Source organism: uncultured Thiothrix sp. (assembly GCF_937873765.1).
Lineage (GTDB): Bacteria > Pseudomonadota > Gammaproteobacteria > Thiotrichales > Thiotrichaceae > Thiolinea.
Map to the genome: position 1 here is coordinate 62,024 of NZ_CALMZC010000041.1, position 13,542 is coordinate 75,565.

General features: G+C 45.3%; 9 protein-coding genes, 1 tRNA gene and 1 pseudogene. 9 read left to right on the plus strand and 2 right to left on the minus strand.

The window, feature by feature from the left end; genetic code table 11:
• Positions 1-40 precede the first annotated feature (40 nt).
• Together Q0307_RS12485 and Q0307_RS12490 are read right to left on the minus strand one after the other, a co-directional pair.
• Positions 41-2,359 (minus strand): hypothetical protein, encoded by a 2,319-nt coding sequence (locus Q0307_RS12485; RefSeq protein ID WP_298661083.1) that lies wholly within the window; start codon positions 2,357-2,359, stop codon positions 41-43.
• A gap of 109 nt (positions 2,360-2,468) precedes the next feature.
• Positions 2,469-3,413, minus strand: coding sequence for a DMT family transporter (locus Q0307_RS12490; protein ID WP_298661085.1), 945 nt, complete (start codon positions 3,411-3,413; stop codon positions 2,469-2,471).
• Positions 3,414-3,801: 388 nt separating this feature from the next.
• Between Q0307_RS12490 and Q0307_RS12495 the strand changes: the two genes are divergently transcribed.
• The 9 genes and pseudogenes from Q0307_RS12495 to Q0307_RS12535 all read left to right on the plus strand — a co-directional run bounded on the left by Q0307_RS12495 (position 3,802) and on the right by Q0307_RS12535 (position 13,353).
• Positions 3,802-4,761, plus strand: a complete 960-nt coding sequence (locus Q0307_RS12495; protein ID WP_298661088.1) for a tripartite tricarboxylate transporter substrate binding protein — start codon at positions 3,802-3,804, stop codon at positions 4,759-4,761.
• 1 nt (position 4,762) lies between these two features.
• Positions 4,763-5,263 (plus strand): tripartite tricarboxylate transporter TctB family protein, encoded by a 501-nt coding sequence (locus Q0307_RS12500; RefSeq protein WP_298661090.1) that lies wholly within the window; start codon positions 4,763-4,765, stop codon positions 5,261-5,263.
• On the plus strand, positions 5,264-6,769 hold the full coding sequence (locus tag Q0307_RS12505; protein WP_298661092.1) for a tripartite tricarboxylate transporter permease: 1,506 nt from the start codon (positions 5,264-5,266) through the stop codon (positions 6,767-6,769).
• A 235-nt stretch (positions 6,770-7,004) separates the two neighbouring features.
• Entirely contained in the window at positions 7,005-8,132 is a 1,128-nt protein-coding gene (locus Q0307_RS12510; protein WP_298661094.1) for a Re/Si-specific NAD(P)(+) transhydrogenase subunit alpha, read from the plus strand.
• A gap of 1 nt (position 8,133) precedes the next feature.
• Positions 8,134-8,430, plus strand: coding sequence for an NAD(P) transhydrogenase subunit alpha (locus Q0307_RS12515; protein ID WP_298661097.1), 297 nt, complete (start codon positions 8,134-8,136; stop codon positions 8,428-8,430).
• Complete coding sequence (locus Q0307_RS12520) at positions 8,427-9,806, plus strand: NAD(P)(+) transhydrogenase (Re/Si-specific) subunit beta (RefSeq protein WP_298661100.1); 1,380 nt, start codon at positions 8,427-8,429, stop codon at positions 9,804-9,806. The genes Q0307_RS12515 and Q0307_RS12520 overlap by 4 nt, the downstream gene beginning before the upstream one ends.
• 441 nt (positions 9,807-10,247) lie before the next feature.
• Positions 10,248-10,918: pseudogene (locus Q0307_RS12525) on the plus strand (IS1 family transposase).
• 453 nt (positions 10,919-11,371) lie between these two features.
• Positions 11,372-13,255: an RNA polymerase sigma factor RpoD gene (rpoD, locus tag Q0307_RS12530; RefSeq protein WP_298661102.1), complete on the plus strand. Its 1,884-nt coding sequence runs from the start codon at positions 11,372-11,374 to the stop codon at positions 13,253-13,255.
• Positions 13,256-13,276: 21 nt separating this feature from the next.
• Positions 13,277-13,353, plus strand: a tRNA-Ile gene (locus Q0307_RS12535).
• Positions 13,354-13,542 lie beyond the last annotated feature (189 nt).

A 13,542-nucleotide genomic window follows, 5' to 3' on the forward strand; every position in this document is an offset into this window, starting at 1 on the left:
ACAACCGATGGCAGTTTAACTCGCATAAGCTGCCATCTGCTTAAAGAATTTCAAGCAGGCGTAAACCCCAGAAGAAGATAAAACTACTGATTAACCCTGCCAAAGTGCCTTTAATGAATACACTTTGGGTAGAACCGACATATTTTACTACGCTTTTATCCAACTTATCTAATTGGCGGTCACGCTGACCAATAATTAAATCACGTTGATGAACTTGATCATCGCGATGTGCAATCTGTGCACGCAATGCAGCCAATTCGCCATCTAAATGTTGGATATGCAAGGTCAGCTCTTGAATCTTTTCGTCGCGCCGCCGGATATGCGCTTCTTTGGCAACAATCGATTGATCACGATCATGAATAGTCGCATCACGCAAACGTAAGGAATTATCGCGCTCTTTTAACTCTAATTCACGGGCTGCTAATTGACTGTCGCGCTTTTCTACTTGCCGGTCACGCTCCGCAATTGCCGCATCACGCTCAGCAATTGCCGCATCACGTTCACGCACGATTTCTTCTTGGCGCTGTAGGTCTTTAGTACGCTGCTCTAGCTGAGCATCACGCTCAGCAATCGCTGCATCACGCTCAGCAATGGTTTCTTCGCGCATGGCGAGCATTTCGTCACGATCTTGAATGGTTTGATCGCGGATTTGTAATTGCACGTCACGCTCTGCCAAACTCTGATCGCGCATATGCACATCAAGCTGCAAATTACGAATTTGCTCATCGCGCCGCCGCACTTCCTCGTCACGCTCACCAATAGTGGTCTCGCGGGTTTTCAGGTGTTCGCCTAAATTGCTAATTTGCTTGTCGCGCTCAGTAATGCTTTGATCACGCTCTTTAATTGAGCCATCCCGGGTAAGAATATGCTGGTCACGCTTTTGCAGACTCTCATCACGCTGCAATAAAGACGCATCACGCTCAGATAAAGCTTTATCACGCCCTGCCACTGTTTCATCACGCTCTTGCAAATGGGCATTTAAAGCAATAATGCTGTGATCGCGCTCAAGAATATGTGTGTCGCGCTCTTTAAGCGTATCGTCCCGACTCTTCACTTGTGCATCACGCAACTGAATTTGCTTATCACGTTCGCGCAATTGCAAATCTTGTGCAGTAATGCGCTGATCACGCTCACGAATCGATAGATCGCGATCGTGAATAGTTTGTTCGCGCTCCGCTAAACTGTGATCTCGTTCGTTTAATTGCTTATCGCGCTCTTTGATTTGATTATCGCGCTCGACTACATCTTGATCAGTTTTCTGGATACGCTCATCGCGTAGAGCTAACTGCCGATCACGGGTGGTAATTTGTAGATCACGATCTTGCAGATGATCTTCGAGATTTTCAATCGAACCTAAATAATCATAATTTTTCTGATCGCGAATCACGATCGCTTGGTCGCGCTCTGCAATACTGCGATCTCGATCAGCTAAGGTTTGATCACGTTCGGTGAGCTGCTTATCGCGCTCGTAAACAGTTAAATCCCGCGCCTCTAACTGCTTTTGCTGAATGACTAAGCGCTGATCACGCTCACTGATTAATTCTTCTTTAGTGACCAACCACTGCTCACGTTCTTTAATCGCAACTTCGCGCTCTTCTATGGAGGTATTAGTTGCTTCCATATGGCGTTGAATTTCTTCAACCCGCAAATCACGTTCAGCGACTTGGCGATCCCGTTCCATCAAATGCTGGTCACGTTTAGCAATTTGATGATCACGCTCTTTAATTAATTTCTCTTGCTCTAAAGTTTGGCGGGTACGCTCTTGGATCAGCTGATCGCGTTCTTGAATCTGCTGTTCCTTTTTGGAAATCGTTTCATCACGCCCTTGCAGCAAGCGATCTTTATTTTGCACGGCTTGATCAAAGCGCAATAAGGAACGATCTTTATCCTCCATATTTCGATCGCGCTGCTCGATTAAAGTTTCTTTTTCTTGAATCAGCTTTTCATAAGTAATGAGCTTATTTTCTAAGCCTTTAATCCGTTCTTCTTTGCCTTGCAATAAGCCTTCACGCTGATGCAATTGTTCATCTTTCGCTTGTAAATGAGCATCACGCTTTTGTAGGAATTCTTCTTTAGCGGCTAATTCACGGGCGTGTCGAGCAATTAATTCATCTTTTTCAATTAACAGAGAGCTGAGTTTAGCTAATTGGGTATCACGCTCATCAATCCTTGCATCGCGCACGCGGACATGACCATCTTTTTCTAAGAGAACACCCGTCATATTCTGCACGAAAGCATCACGCTCGCTTAAGCGTTGTTGGAGACCTAGGAGAATACTCTTCAGCGACTGCTTGTCGGAGGCTGTGAGATAGACATTGGTATCCAGTTTTTTGTATATCTCTTTGTCCAATTCTTCCATGTTCATCATTATTCCTATTGGCAAAAGACAACGCCGCATCACTGTTAGAGGTATCTAAGGAATTCTGGCACAGATAGTGATCTTTCGCCATGTAGAAACCTGCTTAATGTCAGTGCTCTGCTTCAAAACTAGGCAAAGGCCCTGCACTCACACTACGCATATTTCGACTACGCAGCACCGGTTGGTTGAGAGAAACCCGACTTTCGCGCCAAACCATCAGAATACCGGCAGTAATCGTAATTCCTGCACCTACAATCGTCAGTGTATCCACCGATTCTTTGAAAAATAAGCTGCCAAAAATAATTGCCCAGATAATTTGACTGTATTGCATCGGTGCCACTACTGCTGCAGGTGCATTACGATAACCTGTTAGGATGAACAATTGACCCAATAAAGCGAGCACACCTAATAAGAACATCAGACATAAATCAAATAACTCCATTGGCTTATACACAAAATATAATAAACAGCCTGAAAGGATAATATTTAAAATCAAAGGGCTTAAAATTAAGGTAGCTGAGACCTCTTCACGGCCAATTTTCCGAGAAATAACTGCAGCGCCTGCCCCACAGAATGCAGATAGTGCACCGAATAAATGCCCTAGCTCTAAGCGCTGTGGTGTCGGTCTGAGAACCACTAATACACCAATCAAACCGCAAATAATCAAGACTCCACGTACTGCTTGTAAGCGCTCACCCAAAAACGGTACAGCTAGTAAAGAAATTAATACCGGTGTGGTAAACAACAAAACATACACCTGCACCATTGGCAGCATGGAAAAGGCGAGAAAAGCGAAGCATAAAGCTCCAACCATTAAAGCGGCACGCATAAAGACTAACCAAGGATGCACCGGACGCAAAGACAAGGAACGAGCGTCGGTAATGCGTACCAGAGAAAAAGGTAAATAACTAAATAGCATCGCAAAAAAGATAATTTGGAATACTGAGTATTCGCTCAGTACTTTAACTAAAGCATCATGCGCTGAAAAAATCGCATAGCCCAATAAAGAAATAAGTAAACCACGTAAAACTTGAGAATTGCTTTTAGAAGTCATGATTATGAATTTAATGAGTCAGCTAACAGTGCTTGTTCGCTAAACTTAAGCTTTGCACCAAAGAATAAAGCCCTAACAACGCTGGCTGCTAGGGCTTATGAATAAAGTATTTGTTTATTATAAAGCCGCTTGCAAGCTAAAAACCAGCATTATTTCGAAGCATTATTAGATTCAAAATAATCACATAAGTTATTGAATTATAAGTTATTTCAAATAAGTATTTGAACTTAGCAAAATTGTATTAGTGGGAGCTGCTTGACACCCTTGATTGACAAGGTATCTAATCAGGGTGTGCAACTTGGAGGAGAACAGTTGCTCTTGAACAGCAAGCTTGCTGTCTAGCTTATGACTAAGTTGGCATATAACTACACATGAGGAGAATGCACCAATGAAAAGATTACCCCGCTTAATGGCTACTTGCTTACTGACTTTAGCGCCTTTGAGCCTCACCCACGCCGAAATCGACCAATTCAAAATCATGGCTCCCGCTAACCCCGGTGGTGGCTGGGATACCATTGCTCGCACTTTAGGGGATGCTTTAAAAGCCAATGGTCAGGCCAAAAATGTGGTGGTGGAAAACAAAGCAGGTGCTGGTGGCACGATTGGGATGGCGCAATTCATCAACAATGAAAAGGGTAATCCGAATGCCTTATTAGTCGCAGGCGCGATTACAGTGGGTGCGATTGAAACCAATAAATCACCCGTGAATTTCAGTATGGTAGCGCCAATTGCACGCCTGATGGGTGAATATGATGTATTGGTTGTGCCAGAAAACTCACCTTACAAGACCCTAACTGAGTTAATGGATGCAGTGAAAAAAGATCCGGGTTCAGTCAGTTTTGGTGGTGGCTCTGCAGGTGGTGTAGATCACATTATCGCGGGTCTCATGGCTGAAACAGTTGGTGTAGAGGGTTCTAAGGTGAACTACATTCCTTTCGCAGGTGGCGGGGAAGGTAAAGCGGCTATTCTTGGTGGGCAAGTCACTGCTTATTTGAGCGGTTATGGCGAATTAGCCGATTTGATTACTGCGCAAAAAGTACGAGCACTTGGCGTAAGTAGTGATAAGAAAATCGACGGTGTTGATATTCCAACTATGAAAGAGCAAGGCGTGGATGTGGTCTTAGCTAACTGGCGTGCCGTGTTCGGCGCTCCTGATATTAAAGAGGAAGAGAAGGCAGCTTTAATTAAACTTGTGGAAGAGGCGGTTAAATCACCCACTTGGCAAGATAAAGCCAAGGCGTCGCAATGGACTGACATGATGCTGACGGGTGATGATTTCAAGAAGTTTTTGGAAGAAGAGCAAAAAGTCACGGCTGAAACTCTGAAAAAACTAAAAATAGGCGGTTAATATGCTCAAGCGCGTGACCGGTGAACAGTGGATTGCCCTCGGGGTCATTCTGATTAGCCTGATTATGGCTTGGCAGATTACTGGCATCTCCCAAAGTACCGGCTATGCTGGCATCGGACCGCGCTTTTTTCCTTCGGTGATAGCAGCAGGTTTGTTACTATCAGGGGTGATTTTGTTGGTGCAAAGCCGTCCATCTAAACACCCCGCAACCGAAGATCAAACCCAAGACCCTGATCATCCCCTCGATTATGCCCCACCGCATCCACATTGGCGCATGTTCGGCATGGCTAGTGCTGCGCTGATCTTGCATATGAGCTTAATCAGCACGCTTGGCTTTACCTTAGCAAGTACGATTTTATGCTTCGGGATTTGCCTAGCCCTTGAAACTGAGCACAAAATTCGCGACCTAATCTTGTCTTTTTTACTAGTGCTAGGTTTATTTCATTTATTCAAGTGGCTCGGTTTAAATCTCCCAGCCCTCATCACTGGAGGGGTGATCTAAATGGATGGTCTACACGATCTTTTTACGGTAGGTTTTGCCACGGCCTTAACCCCGATGAACTTATTATGGGCACTAATTGGCTGTACTCTAGGTACGGCGATTGGTGTCTTACCCGGTGTCGGTCCTGCCGTCACTGTCGCTCTATTATTACCTGTCACTCAAAGCATTGACCCTACCGGTGCCTTAATCATGCTGGCAGGCGTGTACTATGGGGCTATGTTTGGCGGGTCTACCACGTCCATCTTACTGAATACCCCCGGCGAAGCGGGCAGTATTGTTTCAGCACTCGAAGGTAATAAGATGGCGAAAGCGGGACGGGGCGGCCCTGCTCTTTCCACCGCAGCGATTGGTTCTTTCGTAGCAGGTTCGATTGCCACCCTTTTGCTTACCGTACTCGCGCCGATGATTGCTACTTTGACCTTAAAACTAGGGCCTGTGGAAATGTTTGCCTTGATGGTTTTAACCTTTGCCGCTGTTTCAGCGGTGCTGGGTAATTCCCCCTTAAAAGGCGTGATCTCGCTCTTGATGGGTTTAGGGATTGGTTTAATTGGCATTGAGCAACAATCCGGGCAAGCCCGTTTTACCTTTGGCTCAGCAGCACTGTTGGACGGTATTGATATTGTCGTCATAGCAATGGGTTTGTTCGCTATTGGTGAAACTTTATATACCGCGACCTATGAAAATCATCTCAAGGCTCGTGTTGAATCCTTATCGGGTCGATTCTGGATGAGCAAAGACGATTGGCGCCGCTCTTGGAAACCGTGGCTACGTGGCACTGCGATTGGCTTTCCTTTCGGTACAATTCCCGCTGGTGGCACAGAAATGCCAACTTTCCTCTCCTATTCGGCTGAGCGCAAATTAGCACCGCCCGAAGTCCAAAAAGAATTTGGCAAAGGGGCAATTGAAGGTGTGGCTGGCCCTGAAGCTGCGAATAATGCTGCCGTCACTGGCACTTTGATTCCACTCTTGACCTTAGGCATTCCTACTTCAGCGACGGCTGCAATCATGTTAGCAGCCTTCCAGCAATACAACATTGCACCTGGCCCGTTACTGTTCGACACCAATCCTGATTTGGTCTGGGGCTTAATTGCGTCACTCTATATCGGTAATGTGATGCTACTGATTTTGAATCTACCCTTAGTGGGCTTATGGGTACAATTACTGAAAGTACCACGCCCTTTGCTTTATGGTGGCATTGTCGTGCTGGCCACAATGGGCGCTTATGCTTTAAGACAGAATTGGTTTGACTTACTACTGCTCTATATCGTCGGTTTAATGGGCTTTTTGATGCGCCGCTATGATTTTCCGGTGGTACCACTGATAGTAGGCTTGATTGTGGGGCCGATGGCGGAGAAATTCTTCCGGCGGGCGATGTCGATTCATCAAGGTGATTTAACTGTTTTCTTAACACATCCAATGTCTTTAAGCCTGCTCATCATTACTTTAGCAATTCTGATTGTGCCCACCTACCTAAAACGGCGGCAAAACTATTTAAATAAGCCCTAAGTATCTTAAGGGGCTTTATCTGCGCCAACTCTCGTAAGATTCTAAATCGAGGGTTTGATTTTTTTTGATCTGCGCCCTAAACCACTAGCCTCTTGATCACAAAATCAATAACCTATGAGAGAGAGAAAAAGCCTGATATAAGTCAAAAGTTCTATCTATCTCAGGCTAGAGCGTCAAATAACCGCATTGAGTAGTATGTAAATTTTTTTTCCTAAATGTTTGGGAGCCACAGTTTATGTCTTTGAAAATTGCAGCCCCGCGAGAACGTGCTACCGGTGAACGCCGTGTCGCAATTGATCCGGGAATTATGGTCAAGCTCAAACAGTTAGGGCTAGACGTATTGATTGAGCAAGGGGCAGGTTCGGCTGCGCAGATTCAAGATAGTGCGTTTAAAGACGCGACTATTGTTGACTCAGCGCAAAGTCTGTATGAGCAGGCCGATATTGTGTTGAAAGTACAAGCACCAAGTACTGAAGAAGTTGCCCAGCTCAAACAGGGTAGCGTGCTAATCGGTGCTTTGAACCCCTACATCAATCTCGACATCATCAAGCAACTGCGCGACAAGCAGATCACTAGCTATGCGATGGAATTGATTCCCCGCATTTCACGGGCGCAGTCGATGGATATTCTTTCCTCACAGGCTGCAGTGGCAGGTTATAAAGCCGCGATTATGGGGGCTGATCTCTCCACACGCTTCTTTCCGATGCTCACGACCGCAGCAGGTACGATTCGCCCTGCTAAAGTGATTGTAATTGGTGCAGGTGTCGCAGGCTTACAAGCAATTGCAACTGCGCGCCGTTTAGGTGCGATGGTAGAAGCTTATGACGTGCGCTCGGCTACCAAAGAACAAGTCCAGTCTTTAGGTGCAAAATTCATTGAGTTAGGGATTAGCGCAGAAGGTGCGGGTGGCTATGCGCGCGAACTGACCGAGGATGAGAAACGTAAGCAGCAAGAAGAATTAGCTAAGCATATTGCCACCGCCGATGTATTGATTACTACCGCCGCAGTGCCCGGTCGTCCTTCGCCGAAAATTATTCCAGACTCCACGGTTGCAGGCATGAAAAAAGGTGCGGTCATTGTTGATCTGGCGGCTGAAGGCGGCGGTAATTGCACCTTAAGCAAACCCGGTGAAACCATCGAGCATAATGGCGTAGTGATTCATGCACCCTTGAATGTGCCAAGCCAAGTGCCGGTACATGCCAGTGAAATGTATGCCAAGAACTTGTTGAACTTTTTAAGTTTAATGATCAAAAATGGTGAGTATCAGCCCGACTTCAACGATGAAATTATTGCTGGCGCTTGCGTGACCCGCGACGGCAAAATTGTCAATGAAGCGATCGCTAAACTGGTGGGAGCTGCTTAAGATGGATGGATTTACCGCATTGTATATTTTCATGCTCGCCGCTTTCACCGGCTACGAAGTCATCTCTAAAGTCCCAGTGATTTTGCACACACCTTTAATGTCTGGCTCAAATTTCGTCCATGGTATCGTCTTAGTGGGTGCGATGGTCGCCTTAGGCCAAGCGGAAACCGGTACTGAAATCCTGATTGGTTTTATCGCTGTATTATTGGGCGCAGGCAATGCCGTGGGCGGCTATGTGGTCACTGAGCGCATGCTCGAAATGTTCAAAGCCAGCAATAAAGGAGCGAGCAAAGCATGACTGATTTCATCGTTAACCTTGCTTACTTCATAGCAGCGGTTTTATTTATTTATGGCCTAAAGCAAATGGCCTCGCCGAATAATGCACGGAGTGGTATTCAATGGGCGGGTGCGGGTATGGTGCTGGCTAGCGTCATTACCTTTATTCACCCCCAAATTCATAGCAATTACATTCTGATGATTTTGGCGATTGGTATTGGTGGCGGTCTGGCATGGTATACCGGTAAACGGGTGGCGATGACGGATATGCCACAAATGATTGCCCTGTATAACGGTATGGGGGGGGGGGCAGCCGCTGCCATTGCGGGTGTGGAATTACTCAAGCGCCATGATCTACCCTTGGCAGTGCAATTAATGGCAGTGCTAGGTGCTTTAATTGGTAGCATCGCCTTCTCTGGCTCCTTAGTTGCTTTTGCCAAACTCCAAGGTATTAAGGCGTTCAGCGGGGTGATTCGCTTCAAAAACCAGCAAATCATTAATGCTGCTTTATTCGGTATCACCGTATTAATGGGGTTAGTGATCGCGTTTAGCGGCACGGATTATAGCCTATTTACCTTATTCATTTTCTTTGCTTTAGCTCTAGTATTTGGCGTGATGATGACCTTGCCGATTGGTGGTGCGGATATGCCAGTAGTAATCTCGCTCTACAACGCTTTAACTGGCTTAGCGGTCGGTTTTGAAGGTTATGTCCTAGGCAATCCAGCGATGATGATTGCGGGGATAGTGGTAGGTTCAGCCGGTACTCTACTCACGCAATTAATGGCCAAAGCCATGAATCGCCCACTCACCAATGTATTGTTTAGCCAATTCGGTGGAGGTACGGGTGAAGCACAAGCGATCTCTGGCAGCATGAAAGCTATTGAAACACCGGATGCTGCGATTATGATGGCTTTTGCTGAAAAGGTCGTGATTATCCCTGGTTATGGTATGGCAGTAGCACAAGCTCAGCACAAAATCCAAGAACTCACCAAACTATTACTTGAGCGTGGCGTGAAAGTGAAATTTGCGATTCACCCCGTTGCAGGGCGGATGCCGGGGCATATGAACGTGCTCTTGGCGGAGGCGGGTGTTCCTTATGATTTGATCTATGACTTGGATGAAATCAATGAGGAATTTGCCACAGCGGATGTTGCCTTAGTCATCGGTGCGAATGATGTGGTGAACCCTGTTGCACGCACTGACCCCAATAGCCCGATCTATGGTATGCCGATCCTGAATGCGGATCATGCGAAAAACGTGATTGTGATTAAACGTGGTCAAGGGGCTGGGTTCTCAGGCGTGGAAAATCATTTGTTCTTCGCAGATAACTGCCGGATGCTATATGGCGATGGACAGAAAGTTGCCAGCGAATTAGTGAATGCCGTCAAAGAGCTTTAACTCTTTCAGCTAGACTCAATATTTAAGCCCTTCACTACGCAGTATGAAGGGCTTTTTTATAAACCATCTTCTAGTATTGCTTTACTTGTTGAGTTTTAATTGCGCATACGTTAGATAGATAACTTTGCAAGATGCCTAAGCCCCAGATACAAACTAAACAAATAGCTAGTAAACCTCCATATTATGATTCATCGAAAACATAACACTTACACAGAGTGACGTTATACTAGTCGGTAATTTCTAACCATTAATAACCTTGCAACAAATGCTTTTGTATCCATAGTTGATTAATCTCAGTAAATGTTCCTACCAGCATGGGGTCATAATTTAGAATAAGGGTGTAAAACTTTACGCGACACCGAACCCTCAAAAAGTGTCATTTGAGTAGTTTTTTGAAGGGCTAGTGTCGTGGTGAAATGTCGTTATTGTGAAAGCGAATGAGTGTACAAACATGGGTATGCGCGTAGTGGCGAACCACCTTATCGTAGTCGTAGTTGCCAACGTAGCTTTCAAAGCTCCTATCGTTAGGAAGGCCATCAACAGGGTACGCCCGAAAAGATTATCGACATGGCCATGAATGGCAGTGGTGTGCGCGATACGAGCCGAGTATTAGGAGTAAGTGTCACCACAGTGATTGCTCATTTAAAAAAATTAAAGCCTGTTAACCTTAATCTCCGCCCTATTCAAACCACCTTCGATCAGTATGACTGGAAATGATCCTGTGAAAGGGATGAACAGTGGTCGTAGGTGGGCAACAAGCAACGACAACGCTGGCTTTGGTATGCGTGGCAGCCTCATCTAAAAACCGTGTTAGCTTATGAGTTAGGAATACGAGCTGATAAGGCCTTAAAACGCTTGTTAGCCTTGCTCCAAACGTTCAACATTCGACTCTACTGCACGGATCGTTGGGAAGCTTATCGGCGCTTACTGCCTTCTGAGTTGCACCTGATGACCAAGCGTTACACTCAATCGATTGAACGCCAGAACCTCAATTTTTCCGAACTCGACTGAAACGCTTAGCCCGTCGTACCTTGTGTTTCTCTAAATCCATTGAGGTTCACGATAAGGTCATTGGAGAATTCATTAACCGAACTTTCTTCCACTCTTCGTAAAACATGACCCACTACCACTACCTAGATGAATACATTCAAATGAGTTACTTGATTCCCCGTTTTGCCGCTTAACTAGAGCCATTGCTTTCGGGTCAGCAAGTTTTTTATGATTTTATTCAGGCTAAGCTCAGAAAATCTGTCTACACTTTGTAAGTAAATATTATCTGTATTCTATTCGCGTTTATCGCGAAGATCTGAACCTGTTGGTGTCAGCTTGGTCAATTACTTGACTATTAGAGTTGAAACTAGAGAGTTGCTACCCCATATAGAGAACCTATAGGGTAGTGCTTTGGGCACTCTTAACTGAAATACTTAAGAACCAGAGTTAAAGTCTACTTTAATGCAAGTTTAGCCTTGAGGGCTGACTTGTGGGTAGGTTTTTCACAAACGGAGCTGGTATTTTCAAGATTTGTGATATAATCCCGCGTCCATTTTGTCGAGGTCTATTCGGACATGAGTCAAGAAGAGCAGCAACAATCCAGTCTTAGAGAGTTAATTGCGCGTGGTAAGGAGCAGGGCTATCTGACCTACGCCGAGGTGAATGACCATTTACCGGATACTATCGTAGAACCGGAACAGATTGAAGACATCGTTGCCATGATTAATGACATGGGGATCACGGTGTATGAAAATGCACCGGATGCCGATGCTTTATTATTAAACGATGAGGCCGTACAGGCTGATGATGAAGCTGCAGAAGAAGCCGCTGCTGCTTTAGCGAGTGTAGATAGTGATTTTGGGCGTACCACCGATCCAGTGCGCATGTATATGCGTGAGATGGGTACGGTTGAGCTTTTAACGCGTGAAGGCGAAATCCAAATCGCGATTCGCATTGAAGAAGGCTTAAATGAAATTTTGCGCGCTTTAGCGCAGTATCCAGCCTCTACTGAGGTTTTGTTAGATTTATCGAAACAAATTGAGTCTGAAGAAACTCGTCTAACGGATATTGTTAACGGTTTCGTTGACCCCAATGCTATTAATGAAAGCCCGTTGCAACAATTTCAAGTTCGTACTGAGGAAGAGGAAGCGTTAGCCGCTGGCGAAGATGAAGTACCTGAAGTCGTAGTGGGTGAAGAAGATGAAGAGGTTGTTGAAGAGAACCCGGTCGATTTAGGCCCTGATCCTGAAGAAGCAGCTCAAAAATTTGCTGAGCTAAGTGCTTTATATGATGAAGCCGCCGCTTTGCGTGCTAGAGGCGGATCAGCGTATACCGAAGCTCGTGATGCCTTAGCGGCTAAATTCATGGAGTTCCGTTTGGCACAGCCAGTTATTGATACTTTAACTCAGCAATTAAATGAGATTGTGAATCGTATCCGTACTCATGAACGCACCATTATGAAGCTTTGTGTGCAGCAAGGTGGTATGTCGCGGCATTTATTTGTGGAAAGTTTCCCGCAAAATGAAACCGATTTAAGCTGGCTAGATCGCTATATCACTGACAAGAGTAATGGTTCTGCACAACTTGAGTTGGTGAAGAAAAGTGTGCTGGCTACTCAGCAGCAATTGCAGGAAATTGAACACGAGTGCAATCTGACCATTTCGCAAATCAAAGACATTAACCGTAGTATGTCGGTTGGTGAAGCCAAAGCGCGGCGTGCGAAAAAAGAAATGGTTGAAGCCAACTTGCGTTTGGTGATTTCGATTGCGAAAAAGTATACTAATCGTGGTTTGCAATTCTTGGATTTGATCCAAGAAGGCAATATTGGTTTGATGAAGGCGGTGGATAAGTTTGAGTATCGCCGTGGTTATAAGTTTTCGACTTATGCTACTTGGTGGATTCGTCAAGCGATTACTCGCTCCATTGCTGATCAAGCTCGCACGATTCGTATTCCTGTACATATGATTGAGACGATTAATAAACTCAATCGTATTTCACGCAAATTGCTGCAAGAAATGGGGCGTGAAGCGACTCCAGAGGAATTGGCAGTAGCCATGGATATGCCTGAGGACAAAATCCGTAAGGTATTAAAGATTGCGAAAGAGCCTATTTCCATGGAAACGCCAATCGGTGATGATGAAGACTCGCATTTAGGTGACTTTATCGAAGATGGTAACATTATGTCACCCCTCGATTCAGCGACAACTCGCAGTCTGTGTGAAGTAACCCGTGAGGTATTAAGTAGCCTGACAGCACGCGAAGCCAAAGTCTTACGCATGCGTTTTGGTATCGACATGAACACGGATCATACTTTGGAAGAAGTAGGTAAGCAGTTTGATGTAACACGGGAGCGGATTCGTCAGATTGAAGCGAAAGCCTTAAGAAAATTGCGTCATCCGAGCCGTTCGGATATGCTACGCAGCTTCCTTGATGGCACTGATACTTTGCCTTTATCTTAAGGCAAATCACGTGAAAGTTTTGGGCCCATAGCTCAGTTGGTTAGAGCAGTCGACTCATAATCGATTGGTCGCAGGTTCAAGTCCTGCTGGGCCCACCAAAAAACATCATAAAAGCAGTAAGTTACCTAACAGTAATTTGCTGCTTTTTTGTTTTTTACGTGTATTAATCCTCTCTTAACCCGTGAAAAACCAAAGCTTAGGTTAGGTACTTAGCTAACTTATTGCTTATTTGCGGTATTATGTAGCACCTGCACAAAGCTAATGACCTCATAACCCATTAAAATCAA